We start from the raw sequence: 21,472 nt of genomic DNA, 5'->3' as shown, positions 1-21,472 counted from the left end.
ATGTTAAAGGGAAAAACTGCAGTAATTACTGGAGGAAGTAGAGGAATAGGGAAAGCTATTGCTATTAAGCTTGCTGAAATGGGAGCTAATATAGTAGTTAACTATAGAAGTAGCTCTATAGACGAAGTTTTAGCTGAAATAAAAGCATTTGGTGTAAATGCTATAGGTGTACAATGTGATATATCGAGCAGTGAAGACGCTGATAAGCTTATAAAGACAGCATTCGCTGAGTTTGGCTCTGTAGATATACTTGTTAACAATGCAGGAATAACTAAAGATGGACTAATAATGAGAATGAAAGATCAAGATTTTGACAGTGTTATAAATACAAATCTAAAAGGTACATTCAATACAATAAGGTCAGCATCTTCTATAATGATGAAGCAAAGAAGTGGTAAGATAGTAAACTTGACTTCTGTAGTAGGTATTACTGGAAATGCAGGTCAAGCAAATTATGCTGCGTCAAAAGCAGGAGTTATAGGGCTTACTAAATCTGTTGCTAGAGAACTTGCTTCAAGAGGTATAACATGTAATGCGGTAGCACCTGGGTTTATAGAAACAGATATGACAGATGCATTATCAGATAAAGTGAAGGAAGCTACATTAAGTTCAATTCCTTTAAAGAAATTAGGTACTACAGAAGATGTTGCTAATCTTGTAGGATTCTTAGTAAGCGATTTATCAAATTATATTACTGGCCAGGTTATAAATGTTGATGGCGGAATGGTTATGTAAGGATGGTGGAATGATGGAAAGAAGAGTTGTAGTAACGGGAATGGGAGCAATAACTCCTTTAGGAAATAGTGTTGACTCTTTTTGGAATGGTATTAAAGAAGGCGTTTGTGGAGTTAATGAAATAAAAGCTTTTGATACTACAGAACAAAAAGTAAAACTTGCTGCAGAGGTAAAAGATTTTATCCCTGAAGAATATATAGACAGAAAAGAAGTTAGAAGAATGGATAGATACTGCCAATTTGCATTAGCTGCAGCACAACAAGCAGTAGAAAATTCAAAATTGGATCTTGATAAAGTTAATAAAGAAAGATTAGGAGTTATCGTTGGCTCAGGTATAGGAGGTCTTGCTACTATAGAAGAACAAACTATAAAGCTTCATGAAAAAGGACCTACAAGAGTTTCACCGTTTTTTATACCAATGTCAATTTCAAACATGGCTGCAGGTAATATCGCTATAAGATTTGGTGCAAAGGGAATATGTACTTCAGTAATAACTGCTTGTGCAAGTGCTACCAATTCTATAGGTGAGGCTTTTAGAAACATAAAATTTGGATATAGTGATATAATGATAGCAGGTGGTGCTGAAGCTTCAATAACACCTCTTGGTATAGCAGGATTTGCATCTATGAATGCTTTGTCAAAAAATGAGAATCCTAAGAGAGCATCTATTCCTTTTGATAAAGATAGAGAAGGCTTTGTTATGGGAGAAGGTGCAGGAATACTAATTCTTGAAGAATTAGATCATGCACTAGCAAGAGGAGCAAAGATATATGGAGAAGTAGTTGGATATGGAAGCACTTGTGATGCTTATCATATGACTTCACCATCTCCTGAAGGTGAAGGTGCTGCTAGGGCTATGGAACTTGCTATTACAGAAGGTAACATTGCTAAAGAAGAAGTAAGCTATATAAATGCTCATGGAACAAGTACTCCATATAATGATAAATTTGAAACAGTAGCTATAAAAAGACTATTTGGAGAGCAAGCTTATAAAGTACCAGTTAGTTCAACGAAATCAATGACTGGTCACCTTTTAGGAGCAGCTGGAGCAATAGAAGCTATAGTGGCAATTAAGGCAGTAGAAGAAAACTATATACCAGCTACAATTGGTTATGAAAATGCTGATGAAGACTGTGATTTAGATTATGTAGTGAATACAGGAAGAAATCAAGAAGTTAAATATGTACTTTCAAATTCCTTAGGATTTGGCGGTCATAATGGTGTACTTCTATTTAAAAAATGGACTGAGAGGTAATGTTTTATGGATTATGCTTCAATTAAAGAATTGATTGGAATAATCAATTCTTCTGATCTTACAAACTTCGAAATGGAGTTTGACGGAGTTTCTCTTAAGATGAGTAAAGATAATAATGTGAGTGCTCCAAAAACAACTACAACAAAGGAAATAAAAGCTGTTGAAGCTAGCAAATTAGAATATATATCAGAAAGCAAGACAGAAAAGGTTGTTGAAGAAGTAGAAGTTAAAGGCGGAACATACGTAAATTCTCCAATAGTAGGAACTTTTTACGCTTCAGCAGGTAGTGAGAAGCCAGCTTTTGTGAATGTTGGAGACAAAGTTAAAAAAGGCGATGTACTTTGTATCATAGAAGCTATGAAGATTATGAACGAAATACAAAGTGAAGTGGATGGAGAAATTGTTGAAGTACTAGTTTCTAACGAACAGATGGTAGAATACGGTCAGAAGTTGTTCAGAATTAAATAATAGGAGTTGATTTATATGCTAGATATAAAGCAAATACAAGAAATAATTCCACATAGATATCCATTTCTATTAATAGATAGAGTTTTAGAGCTTGAAGAAGGAAAGAGAGCTGTAGCTATTAAAAATGTGACAGGTAATGAAAACTTTTTTCAAGGTCACTTCCCAGGTCATCCAGTTATGCCAGGGGTTTTGATAATAGAAGCTTTAGCTCAAACTGGAGCTGTAGCAATGCTTTCATTAGAAGAGAATAAGGGGAAAATAGCTTTCTTCGGAAGAATTGATAAAGTAAAATTCAGAAGACAGGTAGTTCCTGGAGACACTTTAAGACTAGAAGTTGAGATAATTAAAGCAAAAGGACCAGCAGGTGTAGGAAAAGGCATAGCATACGTAGGCGATGAAAAGGCTGTTGAAGGCGAGTTTATGTTCGCTATAGGAGACTAATTCCTTAATTGAGGTGATTAAATGATAAGAAAGATACTTATAGCCAATAGAGGAGAAATAGCAGTAAGAATAATAAGAGCATGTAGAGAAATGGGAATAGAGACTGTAGCTGTTTACTCAGAAGCAGATAGAGATTCCCTTCATGCACAAATTGCTGATGAAGCAGTTTGTATAGGTCCTGCAAAATCTAAAGATAGCTATTTAAATATGGGCAATATAATCAGTGCAGCAGTACTTACAGGAGCGCAAGCTATTCACCCAGGATTCGGATTTTTATCAGAAAACTCAGTATTTGCAAGAATGTGTGAAGAATGTAATATTAAGTTTATAGGACCATCACCTAGTACTATAGAAATGATGGGAGACAAATCAAGAGCAAGAGAAGTTATGATAGATGCTGGAGTTCCAGTAGTTCCTGGAACGGAAGGTATCATAGAGACTTTAGAAGAAGCTTATGATAGTGCTGAAAACATAGGATATCCTGTTATGGTAAAAGCTTCTGCTGGTGGCGGCGGAAAAGGTATTAGAATTGTTCATAAAAGGGAAGAATTAGATAATGCCTATGAAACAGCAAAAAGTGAAGCAAAGGTAAACTTTGGAGATGACAGGATTTACATGGAAAAGTTCATAGAAAATCCTAGACATATAGAATTTCAGATATTAGGTGATGAACACGGAAACATAATTCACCTAGGAGAAAGAGACTGTTCACTTCAAAGAAGAAATCAAAAGGTTTTAGAAGAAGCGCCTTCTGTGGTTTTAGATAAAGACTTAAGAGATAGAATGGGAAATGCTGCAGTAAAAGCTGCAAAAGCAGTGGATTATAAAAATGCTGGAACTATAGAATTCCTTCTTGATAAGAATGGAAGATTCTACTTTATGGAAATGAATACAAGAATACAGGTTGAGCATCCAGTTACTGAGATGGTTACAGGTATTGATTTAGTAAAAGAGCAAATCAAGATAGCAGCAGGAGAACAACTTTCAATTACCCAAGAGAGCCTAGAGATAAAGGGTCATGCTATTGAGTGTAGGATAAATGCCGAGAATCCACATAGAAACTTTGCCCCTTCTCCAGGAAAGATAGAATTTCTTTTTATGCCGGGAGGAAATGGTGTAAGAATTGACAGTGCAGTGTATAATGGATATGTAATTCCACCTCATTATGATTCTATGATAGCGAAACTAATAGTTTTCGGCAAAACTAGAGAAGAAGCTATAGAAAAAATGAAAAGAGCCTTGTGGGAATTCACTATAGATGGTATTGATAATAATATAGACTTTCAATTAGAAATATTGAATCATCCGAAATTTATAGATGGAAAGTTTGATACCGGATTTATAAATAAGGAAATAATAAAATAATAGGTGAAAGCTTATGGGATTGTTTAAAAAGAAAAAATATTTTACTGTTCCTATGAATGTAGAAACAAGTAAGGCAGAGGAGGAGAATCAACCTGCAATTCCGGATGGAATGTGGGTTAAATGTAACTCCTGTGGAAAGATAATATACAAGAAAGAAATAGATGAAAATCATAAAATCTGCACTCACTGTGGTGGATACTTTAGAATGTCTGCAGATGAGAGAATTGCATCAATAATGGATAGAGGAACTTTTAAGGAATTTAATTATGGAATGATAGCTAAAAATCCATTAAATTTTCCTGGATACAAAGATAAGCTAATTGAGAGTCAAGAAAAATCAGGTATCACTGACGGGGTAACTACTGGTCTTGGTAAGGTTAACGGTAAAAATGTAGTATTAGCTGTTATGGATAGTAATTTTATGATGGGTAGTATGGGGTCTGTAGTAGGGGAAAAGATAACTCAAGCTATAGAGATTGCCACAGCTAGAAAAGAACCAGTAATTATCTTTACATGTTCTGGTGGAGCTAGAATGCAGGAAGGCATTCTTTCACTAATGCAAATGGCGAAAACAAGTGCTGCTTTAAAGCGACATGATGAGGCAGGTTTATTATATATATCAGTTATTACAGATCCTACAACTGGTGGAGTTACAGCTTCTTATGCTAGTCTAGGTGATATAATTTTGGCCGAACCTAAAGCTCTTATAGGTTTCGCAGGAAGAAGAGTAATAGAACAGACCATAAAACAAAAGCTTCCAGATGAGTTTCAAACTTCTGAGTTTTTATTAGAACATGGCTTTGTTGATAAAATAGTGAAGAGAGAAGAAATGAAGGAAACTTTATCAGTACTTCTTTCGCTTCATGGATGTAAATAAGGATGTGACTTTATGAGTGAAGTATTAAGTGCATGGGAAAGATTAATGATAGCACGTATGGCTGATAGGCCAACTGCTTTAGATTATATTGATAGAATATTTACTTCTTTTGTTGAGCTTCATGGAGATAGATCCTTTGGAGATGACAAATCTATAGTTAGCGGTATAGGACTGTTAGATGGTGAGCCGGTTACTATAATTGGCATTCAAAGAGGAAGAGATATTAAGGAAAATATAGAAAGAAATTTTGGAAGCCCAAACCCAGAAGGATATAGGAAAGCTTTGAGACATATGAAGATGGCTGAAAAGTTCAATAGGCCTATAATATGTCTAGTAGATACAAAAGGAGCTTTCTGTGGTGTAGGAGCTGAAGAGAGAGGCCAAGGAGAAGCAATTGCAAAAAACCTTATGGAGATGGCCGGCATGAATGTTCCTATGATATCTATAATAATAGGTGAAGGTGGAAGCGGTGGTGCACTTGCTTTAGCTTTAGCAGATAGAGTATGGATGCTTGAAAACTCAATATATTCAATTCTTTCACCAGAAGGGTTCGCATCTATATTGTGGAAAGATTCAAAAAGAGCTAAGGAAGCTGCTGAAGTTATGAAGATAACATCTTTGGATCTATATAAAATGGGTGTCATCGATAAGATAATAAAGGAACCTGTTGGTGGTGCTCAAAAAGATGTGGATTTTGTGAGTATAAGCATAAAGGAAAACCTAGTAAAAGAGCTTAAAGTTTTAAAAGAAAAAACACAAGAAGAACTGCTAGAGTTTAGATATAGAAGATTTAGAAAATACGGTGAATTTGATTATATATAATAGGCATAAAAAATCCAAAGAGACTCAAGGTGAGCCCTTTGGATTTTAAACATACCCATCTAATCCTCTTATTGATACTTCCCCGGAATAAAGAGGTCTTACACTACCATCTTCATAGGAAACCATAAGGTTCCCATCTTCATTTAGATCTACTGCTTTCGCAAAAGTTTCATTTCCTCTATGTATTATCTTTATATCTTTTCCTAAAACTGATGAGTTTAATTTACATATTTCTAAAGAGGTTTGTACAGAGCCGGTTATTAGAAATTCTTTGTAAAGTGTTTCGAAATTATTAAGTATATCTGCTAAAAGGACTTTTCTATCAACGACTTTAGATCCTTCTATCCTAAGGGAAGTGGCTTTGTTTATAACTTCTTCAGGAAAATCTGACGATTCTAGATTCACATTTATGCCTATACCGATTACTATATAATTAATTTGAGATAGTTCACAACTCATCTCAATTAAAATTCCACCAATTTTTTTATTGTTAAGAATTATATCATTTGGCCATTTTATCATAGTCTTAAATCTGTGTTTATGCATTGCTAAATGCACTGCTGCAGCAGCAATTTGAGTTATTCTAGTAACTAAGATTGGATCAATGTCTGGCTTTAATATCATTGAAAACCATATACCTTTATATTTAGGGGATATCCATGCTCTATCAAAACGGCCCTTACCTAGTGTTTGTTCTTCAGCGATAACAACAGTACCATCGCTGGCTTCGTTGGCTATTTTTTTGCTATAGGTATTGGTAGAGTCTATTGAGTCAAAATATAAGATATCTTTAACAAAGTCACTGTTATTTAAATAAGGCTTTAGCTCTGATTTATTCAAATAGTCTGGAGAGAATACAAGCTTATATCCCTTTTTAGTGTAGGACTCTATATTATATCCATCTTCCTTCAAAGACTTTATGCATTTCCATACTGCAGATCTTGTTATTCCAAATTCTTTGCATATAGTTTCTCCAGATACGAAATCCTTATTTTCCTTTAGTATTTCTAAAATTTTTTCCTTCATAAAACACCTTTATCCTATAAATCATTCTTTTTTAAAGAGTATAAGTATTATTATTAATAAAGCTACTGAAGTTAAGGCTATAGTACCACCTGGAGCAGAATTAAAATAATAGGATGTTATAAGTCCTACTAAAATATCGATAACTCCAAAAATCATTGAGAGTATCAAAGTAACTGAAAAACCCTTTTTCAACTGCATAGCTGTAGCTACAGGAACTACAATTATTGATGATATAACTAATATTCCCATAACTCTTATAGAAACAGATATGGTTGCACCTACAATTAATGTAAAAATATAGTTGACCAATTTTACATTGATTCCAGATACTTTTGCACCTTCTTCATCAAAGGTTGTATATATTAATTTCTTATAAAGTAGTGCTATTGTTACGAAGCATATCAATCCTATAATACTTATAAGATACAAGTCGCTTTTAGAAACAGTTAAAATACTTCCAAATAGATAACTGTTAACTTTGGCACTGGCTTTACCGCTACTTATTAATACTATGGCTATACCTAAACTTAATGTTAAAATTATAGACATTACAAGTTCAGCATACTTTTTAAAGTAATCTCTTAAAAGTTCTATAACAATGGCGCATACGGATGTGAAAATAAATGCTGTAATTATTGGGTTAAAACCAAAAACTAATCCGATTGCTACTCCAGCAAAAGACGAATGTGATAATGTATCACCAATCATAGAGTATCTTTTTAAAACTAAGAATAAACCTATACAAGGACATAATAGTGATATAATAAATCCTGCAAGAAAGGCATTTCTCATAAACTCAAGCTCAAACATGCTATTCTACCTTCCTATCTAAGTAAATTCTATTGTCATTGATTATTTTTTTATATTGATCTACATCATATAGTGTTGCTGAACCTTCATAAAGCTCAAGAATGTGTGTAGAATAATCAATTGCCATTCTTAAATTATGCTCTACAGAAATTACAGTTATTTTATGTTGTTGATTAAGTTTTCTTATTAAATCATAAATTTCTTTCTGAGATAAATGATCTACTCCTGTACTCAATTCATCTAAAAATAATAGCTCAGGCTCTCCCATTAATGCTCTAGATATAAAAATCTTTTGTTGCTGTCCACCGGAAAGGGCACCAATAAGTTTATTGCAATACTGAAGCATGTTAACTTTCTCAAGAGATCTATTTATAGATGATTTATCCCTAAGCTTTAGAGCATTAGCATGGCAGTCTAATACTTCTTTAACTGTAATGGTAAACTGCGAGTTAAAACTATCAACTTTTTGTGGAACATAACCTATTTTACTTGTATTAAGTTCTACTTTGCCTTTATTAGGTGATAATTGGTTTAACATTAATTTAACCAAAGTAGTTTTAGAACTACCATTAGGACCTATTACTGAAACAAAGGCTCCTTTTGGAATATGTAAATTAATGTTATTTAATATATAAGGTTCTTTACCTGTATATGAAAAACATAAATCTTTAACTTTTATCAAATTTATCAGCTCCGTTTTATAATCTAAACTTTATTATACAACTAAATGCAAATGGTTTGCAACAAAAGGACAAGATAAATACATTTAGTTTTATAAAAACTAATTATTTTTAGCTGTTAAAGATGAAATATCCTTTACATTATCTAATTTCCACATGTTGCCTTTAGTTTTAGATAGAGAAAGTTGATATTTTTTTCTTATGTGTGGGGATTGGTAATATAAACCTTCAACTTCCACTATAGCTTTATTATCATCAGAAAATAAGAGGTTCATTCCATTTACGGTAAGAACTTTATTTTTATTAAATATTCCTGTAGTCATATAGTGATTAGTAGCATAATTAAGATCCTTACATTTAGAATTAGTAATATTTATGTTTATCAAAGAAATTATAGAAATTACTATGGCTGAAATTAAAGCTACTCTTGCAAATCTAAACTTGTTAGTTAATCTTTTTTTATTTTTCATTGTAATTATACTTTCCATATGATAGCTCCTTAAGTATCTAAATTTTTAAAATTCTAAATGCTTGCCTATGATATAGTATTTATGCATTGCTTTAACAATTTGAACAGTATTCTTAAAGATGAAACAATTCAATCTGAAATCTAAAAGATGTGCAATAAAAATATATTACCAAATTATGTAAAATAAATAAAGCTTATTGATTAATATTTCATATATTCTAAATGCTATGGATAAAATAAATCTATTATTAAAATAAAATGTATAAGAATACTTGAAAATATGGTTATTATAACAATATAATATACTTATAATTTTTTACAGATTGAAAGGATGGGCATTATGGATTTTTCATCATTAGTACTTATAGAAAAAGATAAGGAAACAGGAAATATATTAAGTGAGTTAGGTAGCTACTCAGTAAATGAAGGTGCTGTTTACGTTACAAAATTATATTGTATAGATAATGAAGTAAGTTTATATTTTGATACAAAGAGAGATGTGGAAGAATGGGAGTATTCAGCTATATACGATCTTTTTGAGATAGAAGCTTTTGAAGAACTTGGTTATAAAATAAAAGAAGAGGATGAAGAATATAATCCAACTTGGGTAGTAAGATTCCCATATGATACTGAGCATGAGGAGACTAGAGCTATTATTAATGAATTATGCTCTATTATAAAGGAGAAAATAGAAAAAGTTTTTGAGGATATTAAAGATAAGGAAGATGAATATAAATAGATAAATGACATCTAACATATTTTTATAATAACTTTGAAGGTAAAAGTTAAATATATCATATGAAGTGATTTTTATTTGAAATTAATGAGAGGAGAATGAGAAATGGCTGAAGTGAAAAGTCTTAAAAAAAGAGAAGAGATAGACTTAAAATACAAATGGAAAGTAGAAAAGATATATAATAGCACAGAGCAGTGGGAAGCTGATTTTAAAAGTTTAAAAGAAGAAGCTTTAGAGACAAGAAAGTATGAAGGCAAATTAGGGGATAGTAAGGTTTTAGAAACTTTTCTAAAGCTTAATGAGAAGATCGTAAGGAAAGCAGAAAAATTAATGGTATATGCTCACTTAAGGTCTGATGAAGATACTTCAAATCCTGAGTTTCAGATAATTAGAAGTAAAATAGATTCTTATTTCGCTGAACTTGCTAGTTATGTTGCCTTTTTCGAACCAGAAATTTTAGCTCTTCCAGATGGTACTATAGAAAGATTTCTACAAGAAAATACTGAATTAAAGGTTTATGATTTCTTGTTAAAGAGTATCTTGAAGGAGAAACCACATATACTTACAAAAGAAATGGAAGAATTGCTAGCGTCAGTATCAGATTGCCTAGATGCACCATCTAATATTCACAACATGCTTACCAATGCTGATATGAAATTTTCCGTTATTAAAGATGAAGACGGCAATGATGTGGAGCTTACAGAAGGGAATTATTCAGGTTTTATAAGAAGTAAAGACAGAAGTGTCAGAGAAGCGGCATTTAAAGCTTTATTTAAAGAATATAAAAACTTAGAAAATACTCTATCTGCTTCATTAACAGCATCCATAAAGAATTTTATTTTTAACGCAAGAGTAAGAAAGTATACAAACTCTCTAGAGGCTTCATTAGGTCCAAATGATATTCCGTTAGAAGTATATACAAATTCTGTGGAAACAATGAATGACAACTTAAAATCTTTGCATAGATATGTAACTTTAAAGAAAAAGCTTTTGTCTTTAGATGAAATTCATATGTTTGATTTATATGTTCCTGTTGTAGATATAGAAAAAGAACATATTGAGTATGATAAAGCAGTAGAGATGGTAACAGAAGGTCTAAATCCTTTAGGAGTAGAGTATTTAGGGATATTCTCAGAAGGAATAGAAAGTGGTTGGATTGATGTTTTTGAGAACAAAGGTAAGAGAGGCGGCGCTTATTCAAGTGGGGCGTACGATACAATGCCATATGTACTTTTAAACTATAACTTCTCACTAAATGATGTTTCAACACTTGCACATGAGATGGGACACTCAATTCATACTTATTATTCATCAAAAAATCAGCCATACATTTACTCAAACTACACATTATTCTGTGCTGAAGTAGCATCTACAACTAATGAGATAATTCTTATACATCATTTGATAGATAAGGAACAAGATAAAAAAAGAAAACTATATCTTGTGAATCAAGAATTAGAACAAATAAGAGCTACGGTATTCAGACAACTTATGTTTGCAGAATTTGAGCTAAAGACCCATGAACTTATTGAGCAAGGTGAAGCATTGAGTCCTAAAGAACTTAATGGTATATGGCATGATCTTAATACAAAATATTTTGGATCAGATATGGTTGTAGATGAAGAAATTGATAGTGAATGGTCAAGGATACCACATTTTTATAGAGACTTCTATGTATATCAGTATGCTACTGGTTATGCAGCTGCATCTGCTTTTGCTAAGGCAATACTAGAAAACGGAGAAGAAGCTGTAGAAAAATATAAAGGTTTCTTAAAGTCTGGTGGATCTGATTATCCAATAAATGTTCTAAAGAAGGCCGGAGTTGATATGACAACCCCAGCACCACTTGAAGCTACAATAGATAGATTTAATGAACTTTTAGATATGCTTGATGAGCTAATATAGAATTTACTATAAAAAGGATTGCTTAGGCAGTCCTTTTTATAAATAATAAATATGGAGAAGGCTATGAAAGTTAATGAAAATTCAATACTACAGTTTTTGGTAAAGGAGCAGGGATTCTTTATAGAAGAATATTACTGCAATCCACTAGAGGAAAAAAGATGGATTGCGTTAAGAGATATACAGGGGGGAGTTTATGCGGTAATTGTTTCAGAAGAAAAAAATGAAACAGTATCCGCAGAATACGCAGGTTATTATCTTAGAGAAAAATGGCAAGAATTCGCTTTGGTTAATGTAGTCCTTACTGAAGGCAATTATAGTGGAACAGAAAACCAGATGTTTTATTCCAGAGTTATTTATGATAGAAGAATAAACGGTGTTACACATTATGAGCGAAATGGAGAGTTTGTATATAATTGCATAAAAGACATGACAGAAAGAGGGACAAAAAAGATATCCTTAGAAGGTAAATCAAAGATAACCTTTGGTCTTATTGGAATTAATGTGGTAATGTTTTTAATAACAGCACTAGTTTCAGGAAATTTTGGTGATATAGAGACATCAGTACTTGTATACTTTGGAGCAAAACAAAATGAATTAATTCAAGCAGGTCAATATTATAGACTTATAACTGCAATGTTTTTACACGGAGGTATAATTCATATAGCATTTAATATGTATGCATTATATTCATTGGGAAATCTAATCGAGAATATATACGGTAAGTGGAAATACTTACTGATATACTTTTTAGCAGGAATTTTATCAACTACAACAAGTTATATTTTTTCGCCTAATGTTTCTGTTGGTGCCTCAGGAGCAATATTTGGTCTATTTGGTGCGGCTGTAGTTTTTGGTTTGAAAGAAAGAAACAGAATAGGAAAGAATTTTTTAACTGAAATAGCTACAGTTATAGGAATGAATATAATAATAGGACTTTCTTCACGTAATATAGATAACTTTGCACATTTTGGGGGACTGCTTGGTGGTTTAGTTGTATCTTTCCTACTATACGATAACAAGAAATTTAGACAACAACAAGTATAGAGTATTTGAAGCAAAATAAATTAGAACAAGCTAATAATTAGAACTCTCTTTTTTAATTAAGTGTTGCTATAGCACTGTGTTGAAATTAAGTGGTCATACATCCGATGCTTTAATGAGCTTACGCAAAGAATTAATTAAACAAAAAGACTCCCGATATACTAAAATCGAGAGTCTTTTGCTTTATGTTTCTTAGGTATAAACTAAAGTAATTAAAATGAACTACTATAATTATATTAAATTAGACCTAGTATAATTATTAATTAGTCATTTCACGATGAAGATCTTCTGTATATAGAGTTTCATCGCTAAGAAGATGCTGAGACATGCTATGAAGTTTATCAATATTTGCAAGTAGAAGTTCTTTTGTCTCATCATATAATTCATCTATCATAGCTTTACATTCTTCTATAACTGAGGTTCCACAAGAATTTGATAAATCACCTAAGCTTGATATTTTCAGTAATCCAAGGTTTTTACCCATCCCATACTCTGATATCATATCTTTAGCAAGACTTGTTGAATGACTTATATCACTATAAGCTCCTGTAGTTATATTTTCACTACCAAAGATAATTTCCTCAGCTGCTCTTCCACCAAGTAATACCATAATTCTTTTTCTTAAATAACTATAGGTTTTGTAGGCTGAATCTTCTGGTATTGTAAGGGTATATCCTCCAGCTCCCTTAGTTGTAGGGATTATAGTAACTTTTGAAATCTTTTCTTCAGGAAGTTTTATAAGTGAAACTATAGCATGTCCTGATTCATGATACGCAGTTATCTTTCTATCTATATCTCTAATTGAGCTTCTATCATTTTTTTCATGACCAGCAATTACTATTGAGAAAGCTTTATCCATATGTTCTTCAGTTATGTAGGTGGAATCTTCCTTTGCAGCTAGTATTGCAGCTTCATTTACTAAACTTTCTAACTTAGCTCCAGAGAAGTAAGTTGTCTTATTGGCCCAATCTCTAACATCAATGTTGTTAATAGGTTTATTTTTAAAATAAAGATTAAGAATTTTTTCTCTTGCATTTACATCAGGTAAAATTACCTCAACGTGTCTATCGAATCTACCTGGTCTTAATAATGCAGAGTCTAAGATATCTAATCTATTTGTTGCTGCCATAATTACTATACCTTCTTGTTCACCAAAGCCGGACATTTCTGTTAGAAGAGCATTAAGAGTCTGGTCACGTTCATCATTTCCGCCTGATGTCTTCCCCCCATCTCTTCTTTTTCCGATTGCATCTATTTCGTCTATAAAGATTACTGCTTTTCCGTTAGCTCTAGCTTTTTTAAATAAACTTCTTATTCTAGCAGCACCAACACCTACATACATCTGTACGAAATCAGAACCGCTGACTGCATAGAAAGGAACTCCAGCTTCACCTGCAACAGCTTTAGCAAGTAAAGTTTTACCTGTACCTGGTTCACCATAAAGTATTATACCCTTAGGTAATCTAGCACCATACTTTTTATACTTCTCAGGATTTTTAAGAAAATCAACTATATCTTGAACGCTTTCCTTAGCTTCTTCATTTCCAGCCATAGATTCAAAACTGAATCCCTTTTTTTCGCTGTCTTTTACATCAGCACCATCAACTACTGTCATAGAAGAAGTGGAAGCACGTCCACTATAAACTGCCATATAGATTATAGAAAAAACTGAAATAGTCAATATAACAGAAGGAATTGTTTTTTGTATTGGAGCTGCTACAGAGCTCTTAACTTTAACTCCTTTTGTAAGTAGGCTTTCTTTCAAATTTGGACTGTCTGGATTCTCAACTATATAGCTTTCTCCAGTTTTAAGGTATACAGTCAATTTAGATGAATCATTAATCTGTACATTTGATATTACATTTGAGTCCAAATCCTTTACAAATTCGGAATAGTTTTTTTCTACCTTTGTAGTAGGTAGATAATAGGTATAGAATATTAACGCAGATAAAGACATTATTGCAGTTAATATAGGAACAATAATCATCTTGTTTTTTAATTTATTCATTTGCATCCCCCTACTTTAAAACATTTATCATAATTTAAATTATACTTTTTTAAATTTAACTGTCTAATCAAAATCATAACTTTTGCCAATGTAAGTTATGGATGTTTTGGCTTTAAAAAATATAGCAAATAATGTATACTCAATAGATGAATGTATTTATATAAATATTAGGTTAAGAGGGGGAGAGCATATGCATGTTTCTCAAGTTACAGCTAGATTAAGTGGACAAGATGTCATGTCTATTTTAAATGATTTTGTAAAAGTTGATGGTTTGAGTTTTGAGAATATAAAAATTTGGGATACTATAGAAGTAGAGGGAAACTTTAAAAAATTAGTAAACATAAAGTTTAAAGGGCAAGTTGAGATAGTAAGCATACATAATAACATACTTACACTGAACATATCACGCGTGAAGATAATGAAGGTTGGGATATTAAAATTTATCAAGAATTTTGCTTTGAAGCTTAGTTTGAAGAATTTTAAGCACATGGGCATAGCGGCTGAAAAAGATATAATTAAAATTGATATAAATAGTATATTAAAACTGGTTCCTTTTTTAAATTTGAACGTAGGAAACCTCTGCTTGAAAGAAGGGTTCATATTAGCTGATATAGATTCTGCAACTATAGATTTAAAAAGAATAGGGGAAGCACCTGAGGTAATTACAGAAAAATTAGAGGAAGAAGTACCAAAAGAGGAAGTTGCATTAATTGACGTTCAGAAGGTTAAAGATGGCTATTCTGATACAAGAGAAAAAGTTTCTGAGAAGATACCAAAGAGGTTAAAGAAATATTCAGATTATTTATTTATAATACCTGACATAGTTGCTTTAGTGTATAGGTTATTGAAGGATAAAAGAGTAGCTAAAAAGACTAAGGTTGTGCTAATATCTTCTATGGCATATATAACGTTACCTTTTGATATCTTACCTGATAAGATACCTTTTGTTGGAGGTATTGATGATCTTGGAGCAGTATTTTTTGCTATTAATAGAATAGTAGAAGATGTTCCTCTAGAAGTAATACTAGAAAACTGGCAAGGTAAAAATGAATTTATAGATGTATTGAGAAGTTCTGCTGAGTACTTAACAAGATATACTGCTGCTAAAAACATAGAGAAAGTTTATAGTGCAATTAATCAACTAGTTGAAGTTTAAAGTCCTTAGAGAAATTCTAAAACAAAGAAAAGCGAGGCTACATATGGGCAAAAAAGTATATGCGATCAAAGAAGGTTTTGATTTTAATAAAAATGAAAAAGTGCAAGATTTGATAGTGAACACCTGGGATCAGTGCTTAAAGTTGGTGAAGGGCGTAAAGGGAGCAAAATATAAAAGTTTCGAAAGTATAGAAGAGGCAAAAGCCTTTTTAAAGGAACAAGGGAATATACTAAAAAAAGGTGAAGATAATTATCCATTAGACTGCCTTCATGCATATGTTGATGGAAGCTACAATGTGAGTACAGAAGAATATGCTTACGGGGTGGTAGCTGTCAGAAATGATGTTGTTCAATACATAGGTAGTGGAGTAGGTAAAAGTAATTCAGAAAAAAATATAAGACAAATAGCTGGTGAGCTAGAAGCAGCAGTAAAAGCTACAGAGTATGCTTTACTTTCAGGAGAAAAAAAGTTAGTTATTTTTCATGACTATGCAGGAATTTGTTATCATGCCACTGGGTTCTGGGAAAGAAAAGATGAATCATCAAAGCAATATTATGAAAAGATGAATGAATTTATGAACAAGGGTATAGAAGTTATTTTTGTTAAAGTTGATAGTCATACGGGAGATTTTTTTAATGAATTAGTAGATGAAAAATGTAAGGAACAATTAGGAATAACTTCTGAAAAAGTAGTTGAGAAGTGGTTATCAAGCAACAAATTAATAGTCTTAAATAGCAATGTAAAATATGAAATAGAAAAAGTTGCACCAAAGTATGCAGATAATATTTTAATTGAAGATGAAAGCTTAGGGCAAGATACTGTTGATATAAAAATACCTGATTCAATTAATGATATATTAGAAGCCCTTCCAGAAAATAAACGTAGTGAAGTTTTAGAGTACGCAAAGAATATTTATTTAAAACATTTTAATAAAGCTTAATATATTAAATTAACGGTTTTTATAGGTATAAATTGGAGCTTATATTTTTAAAATAAATGCACAAAATATAAATGAAAATTTATTAAAAAGAGGTGCAAAACAATGGGAAGATTTATGAGTGGTGTAACTACTGGAGCAATAGTTGGAGCAGCAGTTGGAATGATGATAATGCCTCAACTAGATAGAAAAACACAAAAGTCTCTAAAAAGAGCAGGAAGAATGGTTATGAATCTTGCTGAAGAAAGAGCAGATGGAATGATGGGTTTCTTCAAATAAAAATACTCGAGGACTATTCCTCGAGTATTTTTGTTTGAAAATAATTTAGGATATTGTTTAAGAATAACTTTAGAAGATGTGTTAAATTTAAATTCCATAACCATAATTAATGTAAATTAAGGATTAAAGTAACAACAAATTTTTAATAAAGTTATTACAATAATTAATAAATGATGATAAAAATATATAATATTACAAAATTTTTTAGAAAAAGTAGAGAATAAAATAAAAATTAGAAGAAGTTTGTAATGTTTTGATTTTATTAGCTGAATTATGTGATATAATAAATTATAATTTTAAATCTAAAAAAATTACATAATTAAGGAAAAAGGAAGAGTGTGTATGGAGATTCTTTCACTAGGGGAAAAGATAAAAAGAAGAAGAAAAGAATTGGATATGACTTTAAAGGATTTAGCTGGTGATAGAATAACACCAGGTCAGATAAGTCTTGTTGAGTCAGGAAGATCAAATCCATCAATGGATTTACTTGAATATCTTGCTGCAACATTAAAAACTTCCGTAGAATATTTAATGGAATCAGAAGAAACTCAAGCAGAAAATATATGTACTTATTTTGAGCAAGTGGCAGAATCATATATATTAGACAATGATACAATTACAGCAGAAAGATATATAGAAAATTCACTTTATTATGCAGAAAAGTATAGCCTTGAGTATAGAAAGGCTAGAAATCTATATTTGAGAGCTAAAATTTATATGGCAAAAGGAGAAAATGTTTCAGCACAACAGTTTTTTCTTTCAGCAAATGTTATCTTTATAAAAAATAATAATTTTGAAGAAATGGTACAAACTTTCTTGTATTTAGGTAAGATAACTCTTGAACTAAAAGCTTACCATTCTGCTACATCATATCTTAAACAAGCAGAAAAATTATATATAGATCGAAGTGTTGGTGATGACTTCTTGCTTGGAGAGATATATTTTACTATTTCAAAGACGTATTTTAAGCTAGAAGATGTTAAAAATTCAATGAACTATGCATTCCTTGCTAAACAAAAATTTGAACAAATATATGATCAAAAAAAGTATGCAAAGACACTATTATTAATATCTGAAGAGTACAACAAAAATGGTGATTTAGCTAACGCTATAAAATATTCTAAGAAAACTTTAGAGGTTTATAAAAACCTACAAGATTTAGAAAATGTTTCTTACATAGAAAATAATTTAGGTAGACTTTTCTATCAGTTTGAGAACTTAGAAGAATCCTTTAAGCATTATGAGATAGCAAAAGAGCTAAGGGAGAAGAATAAGGATAGTAGACTTCCAGAAACTTTGATTAATATTTGTGAAAATTATATAAAATTAAAAGATATTGCAAGTTGTACCTCTGTTATGAAGGATATTGAAGATAACCTAGATCCAAGTAACTATTCAGATATTATTGAATTTATGTTAATTAAGTTCAGAGTATTAATCATAAAAGAAAGTTATTTAGAAGCTGAATCAGTTTTGTTAGATACCTTTAAGGTATCACAAGATAGTGAGAATTTAAAAAAAGCAGGAGAGATTGCTGTAATGCTCGGTAAATTCTACTTAGATCAAAAGAAAGATACTGAAGCAGCTAGATTTTTAGATGAAGGCGTAGGGATCTTTAAAAAATTAGGCATAATTAGAAATTAGTTTTTTTGATAGGTGAGGGGAATGGAGATTTTATCAACTGGTGAAAAGATAAAAAGGGCTAGGATATATAAGGGAATAACTTTAAAAGAGTTATGTGATGAGAATATATCTATTTCTAAGATGAGTTGCATAGAGAACGGAAAAGTTAAGGCGGAGCCTTGGATTTTAGAAATTGTGGCAAAGAAGCTGGATTTAGATATAAATTATTTAAATGAAGATGTTAAAGATCAATTAGAAAGTAATCTTAAATTGATAAAACAAGGATTAAAAAATGATAATTATGAAGAAGAGTTAAAGTTATGTGTTAGCTATTCTACATACTATAATTATACAGATTTAGCCTTTGAGTTTATGCATCTTCTTTTTACGTATTATTTAGAAGAGCTGAAGTATAACAAAATACAAGATATGATGAATCAATATTATGAAATAGCTCAAAAGTTAACAGATAAAACTTATATATTTTACAAAGACATGGCAAAATACTTTTTTGACAATAAGGAATACAATGAAGCACTAGCTTATTACAGTAAATTAAGAATAAGTCGTCAAATTACAAAAGAGGATTTTGTGGCTGAAATAGCTTATTCTGAAGCAGAATGCTATTTGAAATTAAAAAAAGATGATTTAGCGTATAATCTGTTAAGGGATTATATTAAGAAGCATGAAAAAATAGAAGACATAATAATTAAAGGGAAGATTTTAAGCTTATATGGCGGTCTGCTTATAAGATTCAATAACTTAGAAAGCAACCAATTTATAAATAAAGCCGTAGATTTTCTTAAGGAAAGCCCTAAGGATTTTGTTAAAGCTAAACTTTTTTACGGAGAATCCTATTTTAAGATTGATGATAGGGAAAATGGCATAAAAGAAGTTAGTGAAGCTATGGACATGCTACCTAAAGAAAATAGGGACTTTTATTGTGAATTATTAAATAAAGCTATTACTATTTATATTGAGAATGGTGAGCTTGAAATTGCAGATGAAATGGCATCTGAAGCTTTAAATATTGCTATAGGATGCGATAATGTAAGATTGATTGAAAGATCTTATTATTTAAAAGCATTTGTTTTTCAGAAAAAAGGATTATACGAACAATCAGAGATGTATATGAATCTTTCAATAGATTCTTTAATGAAGTTTGGAAATTACGCACAAAGATATAGCAGATACATAGAGATGGCAAATATGTATCATGAGATAGGTGAAGTAAGAGAAGCAATAAAATATTTTACACTTGCAATGAATATGGAAAAGAAGCTTTAACATTATGTTAAAGCTTTTTTTTGTCCATTAATATAGCAGTTTATTTATCATATTGTTAAGGTATTTTTGTGTTTAGTGATAATAAATCAACGTTTACATTTATAATATAAAAAATTAATAAAATAATTATGAATTTAGTATAAATAGTATAGTATTATTTAAATAAATATGATAGAATGATTTATAATGTTTTTTGTATGCAACCATACGTAAAAGATTATAACTAAAGACTATAAATAATAATTTATGTATGGATGTAATTAATTTTATTTTGTAATCATGAAAGGGGGCTTCAAAATGGCTGTTTTTGAAAAAGAGACGGGCAAGAAAATTTATATTGTAGATACAACTCTAAGAGATGGTGAACAAACTGCTGGTGTTGTATTTGCAAACCATGAAAAGATATCTATAGCTGAGATGTTAAGTGATCTAGGGGTGGATCAGCTTGAGGTTGGTATTCCAACTATGGGTGGAGATGAAAAGCAGGCTATAAAAGCCATTGTTAAAAAGGGACTTAAGTCAAGTATAATGGCATGGAATAGAGCTGTAATCAGTGATATTGAGCAATCCATAGACTGTGGGGTAGATGCAGTAGCTATTTCTATATCAGTTTCTGATATCCATATACAGCACAAGCTACAGACTTCTAGAGAATGGGTTATTGAAAATATGCTTAAAGCAGTTGAGTTCGCTAAGAAAAATGGGCTTTATGTGTCAGTTAATGGAGAAGATGCTTCAAGATCTGATAATGAATTCTTAGTTCAGTTCATAAAGGAAGCAAAAAAAGCAGGAGCAGATAGATTTAGATATTGTGATACTGTGGGTATAATGCACCCAGCTAAGATACAACAAGAAATAAGCTTTTTAAGAGATAACACAGACTTTGATATAGAAATGCACACTCATAATGACTTTGGTATGGCTACAGCAAATGCGTTAGCTGGACTTGCCGGTGGTGCTACTCATTTAGGGGTTACTGTAAACGGATTAGGTGAAAGAGCTGGAAATGCAGCCTTAGAAGAAGTTTTAATGGCATTAAAACATGTTTATGGATATGATGTAAATGTTGATACAAAGATGTTTAAAGAAGCCTCAGAATATGTAGCTAAGGCTTCTGGCAGAGAACTTCCTGCATGGAAAGCTATTGTTGGTTCTAATATGTTTGCACATGAATCAGGAATACATGCAGATGGAGCAATTAAGAATCCATTAAACTATGAAGTTTTTGAACCTTCAGAAGTAGGTTTAGAAAGACAAATTGTTATAGGGAAACATTCTGGTAAGGCTGCTATTGTAAATAAATTTAAAGAGTATGATATAGAGTTAACTCAACACGATGCTGATGAGCTTCTTGTTATGGTAAGAGAATTATCAGTAAAGCTAAAAAGAAGTCTTTTTGATAAAGAACTTGTACAGTTATATAAGGACTATTCAAAGAGATAAGATATAGTGCTTTAGCAGGTAAGTAATTTCAAAGGTCATCTATAGATTATGAAGAGAGCTTTTGAAGCTTTAATGCAATGAAAAGTAGTATATCAATAATAGTGAAAAC

At 31.4% G+C, this 21,472-nt stretch carries 21 protein-coding genes; 16 read left to right on the top strand and 5 right to left on the bottom strand.

Annotation, left to right across the window (positions count from 1 at the left end):
* The 7 genes from fabG to J3477_RS11910 are packed head-to-tail and all read left to right on the top strand — an operon-like array spanning nucleotide 1 to nucleotide 5,963.
* Complete coding sequence (fabG, locus tag J3477_RS11940) at nucleotides 1-735, top strand: 3-oxoacyl-[acyl-carrier-protein] reductase (protein WP_206870175.1); 735 nt, start codon at nucleotides 1-3, stop codon at nucleotides 733-735.
* 13 nt (nucleotides 736-748) lie between these two features.
* Nucleotides 749-1,990 (top strand): beta-ketoacyl-ACP synthase II, encoded by a 1,242-nt coding sequence (gene fabF / locus J3477_RS11935; RefSeq protein ID WP_206870735.1) that lies wholly within the window; start codon nucleotides 749-751, stop codon nucleotides 1,988-1,990.
* 6 nt (nucleotides 1,991-1,996) lie between these two features.
* Nucleotides 1,997-2,458, top strand: a complete 462-nt coding sequence (gene accB / locus J3477_RS11930) for an acetyl-CoA carboxylase biotin carboxyl carrier protein (protein ID WP_206870174.1) — start codon at nucleotides 1,997-1,999, stop codon at nucleotides 2,456-2,458.
* 15 nt (nucleotides 2,459-2,473) lie between these two features.
* Nucleotides 2,474-2,899, top strand: a complete 426-nt coding sequence (gene fabZ / locus J3477_RS11925; RefSeq protein WP_206870173.1) for a 3-hydroxyacyl-ACP dehydratase FabZ — start codon at nucleotides 2,474-2,476, stop codon at nucleotides 2,897-2,899.
* A 21-nt stretch (nucleotides 2,900-2,920) separates the two neighbouring features.
* Nucleotides 2,921-4,264, top strand: a complete 1,344-nt coding sequence (locus J3477_RS11920; protein ID WP_206870172.1) for an acetyl-CoA carboxylase biotin carboxylase subunit — start codon at nucleotides 2,921-2,923, stop codon at nucleotides 4,262-4,264.
* Nucleotides 4,265-4,277: 13 nt separating this feature from the next.
* The gene (gene accD, locus J3477_RS11915; protein WP_206870171.1) at nucleotides 4,278-5,141 is read left to right on the top strand and encodes an acetyl-CoA carboxylase, carboxyltransferase subunit beta; all 864 of its coding nucleotides are present in this window, start codon (nucleotides 4,278-4,280) and stop codon (nucleotides 5,139-5,141) included.
* A gap of 12 nt (nucleotides 5,142-5,153) precedes the next feature.
* Nucleotides 5,154-5,963: an acetyl-CoA carboxylase carboxyltransferase subunit alpha gene (locus J3477_RS11910; protein WP_206870170.1), complete on the top strand. Its 810-nt coding sequence runs from the start codon at nucleotides 5,154-5,156 to the stop codon at nucleotides 5,961-5,963.
* Nucleotides 5,964-6,008: 45 nt separating this feature from the next.
* Here the strand turns inward: J3477_RS11910 and J3477_RS11905 are convergent, their stop codons facing one another.
* The 4 genes from J3477_RS11905 to J3477_RS11890 all read right to left on the bottom strand — a co-directional run bounded on the left by J3477_RS11905 (nucleotide 6,009) and on the right by J3477_RS11890 (nucleotide 8,967).
* Nucleotides 6,009-6,989, bottom strand: coding sequence for a biotin--[acetyl-CoA-carboxylase] ligase (locus tag J3477_RS11905; RefSeq protein ID WP_206870169.1), 981 nt, complete (start codon nucleotides 6,987-6,989; stop codon nucleotides 6,009-6,011).
* Nucleotides 6,990-7,010: 21 nt separating this feature from the next.
* Nucleotides 7,011-7,799, bottom strand: coding sequence for a metal ABC transporter permease (locus tag J3477_RS11900; RefSeq protein WP_206870168.1), 789 nt, complete (start codon nucleotides 7,797-7,799; stop codon nucleotides 7,011-7,013).
* 1 nt (nucleotide 7,800) lies between these two features.
* Complete coding sequence (locus J3477_RS11895) at nucleotides 7,801-8,481, bottom strand: metal ABC transporter ATP-binding protein (RefSeq protein WP_206870167.1); 681 nt, start codon at nucleotides 8,479-8,481, stop codon at nucleotides 7,801-7,803.
* A gap of 99 nt (nucleotides 8,482-8,580) precedes the next feature.
* Nucleotides 8,581-8,967 (bottom strand): hypothetical protein, encoded by a 387-nt coding sequence (locus J3477_RS11890; protein WP_206870166.1) that lies wholly within the window; start codon nucleotides 8,965-8,967, stop codon nucleotides 8,581-8,583.
* A gap of 321 nt (nucleotides 8,968-9,288) precedes the next feature.
* On the opposite strand from J3477_RS11890, the gene J3477_RS11885 reads away from it, so the two are divergent.
* The 3 genes from J3477_RS11885 (at nucleotide 9,289) to J3477_RS11875 (ending at nucleotide 12,633) form a co-directional block, all read left to right on the top strand.
* Entirely contained in the window at nucleotides 9,289-9,687 is a 399-nt protein-coding gene (locus J3477_RS11885; RefSeq protein WP_206870165.1) for a DUF6762 family protein, read from the top strand.
* A 111-nt stretch (nucleotides 9,688-9,798) separates the two neighbouring features.
* Nucleotides 9,799-11,589 (top strand): oligoendopeptidase F, encoded by a 1,791-nt coding sequence (pepF, locus tag J3477_RS11880; RefSeq protein WP_206870734.1) that lies wholly within the window; start codon nucleotides 9,799-9,801, stop codon nucleotides 11,587-11,589.
* 63 nt (nucleotides 11,590-11,652) lie between these two features.
* Nucleotides 11,653-12,633: a rhomboid family intramembrane serine protease gene (locus J3477_RS11875; RefSeq protein WP_206870164.1), complete on the top strand. Its 981-nt coding sequence runs from the start codon at nucleotides 11,653-11,655 to the stop codon at nucleotides 12,631-12,633.
* A 256-nt stretch (nucleotides 12,634-12,889) separates the two neighbouring features.
* On the opposite strand, the gene J3477_RS11870 is transcribed toward J3477_RS11875, so the two are convergent.
* Nucleotides 12,890-14,638 carry an ATP-dependent metallopeptidase FtsH/Yme1/Tma family protein gene (locus J3477_RS11870; RefSeq protein WP_206870163.1) on the bottom strand — a complete coding sequence of 583 codons (1,749 nt, stop codon included), beginning with the start codon at nucleotides 14,636-14,638 and terminating at the stop codon, nucleotides 12,890-12,892.
* Between the two features lie 190 nt (nucleotides 14,639-14,828).
* Between J3477_RS11870 and J3477_RS11865 the strand changes: the two genes are divergently transcribed.
* The 6 genes from J3477_RS11865 to nifV all read left to right on the top strand — a co-directional run bounded on the left by J3477_RS11865 (nucleotide 14,829) and on the right by nifV (nucleotide 21,363).
* On the top strand, nucleotides 14,829-15,794 hold the full coding sequence (locus J3477_RS11865) for a YkvA family protein (protein ID WP_206870162.1): 966 nt from the start codon (nucleotides 14,829-14,831) through the stop codon (nucleotides 15,792-15,794).
* 43 nt (nucleotides 15,795-15,837) lie between these two features.
* Nucleotides 15,838-16,734: a ribonuclease H1 domain-containing protein gene (locus tag J3477_RS11860; RefSeq protein ID WP_206870161.1), complete on the top strand. Its 897-nt coding sequence runs from the start codon at nucleotides 15,838-15,840 to the stop codon at nucleotides 16,732-16,734.
* 102 nt (nucleotides 16,735-16,836) lie between these two features.
* Nucleotides 16,837-17,010: a hypothetical protein gene (locus tag J3477_RS11855; RefSeq protein ID WP_206870160.1), complete on the top strand. Its 174-nt coding sequence runs from the start codon at nucleotides 16,837-16,839 to the stop codon at nucleotides 17,008-17,010.
* A gap of 342 nt (nucleotides 17,011-17,352) precedes the next feature.
* On the top strand, nucleotides 17,353-18,654 hold the full coding sequence (locus J3477_RS11850; RefSeq protein WP_206870159.1) for a helix-turn-helix transcriptional regulator: 1,302 nt from the start codon (nucleotides 17,353-17,355) through the stop codon (nucleotides 18,652-18,654).
* Between the two features lie 21 nt (nucleotides 18,655-18,675).
* On the top strand, nucleotides 18,676-19,920 hold the full coding sequence (locus J3477_RS11845) for a helix-turn-helix domain-containing protein (RefSeq protein WP_206870158.1): 1,245 nt from the start codon (nucleotides 18,676-18,678) through the stop codon (nucleotides 19,918-19,920).
* 297 nt (nucleotides 19,921-20,217) lie between these two features.
* Nucleotides 20,218-21,363 (top strand): homocitrate synthase, encoded by a 1,146-nt coding sequence (gene nifV, locus J3477_RS11840; RefSeq protein ID WP_206870157.1) that lies wholly within the window; start codon nucleotides 20,218-20,220, stop codon nucleotides 21,361-21,363.
* Nucleotides 21,364-21,472 lie beyond the last annotated feature (109 nt).

Origin of the sequence: Clostridium zeae (genome assembly GCF_017312485.1) — a bacterium.
Lineage (GTDB): Bacteria > Bacillota > Clostridia > Clostridiales > Clostridiaceae > Clostridium_AR > Clostridium_AR zeae.
Note: the sequence above shows the minus strand (reverse complement) of the source record. Positions and strands in the feature narration are given on the sequence as shown.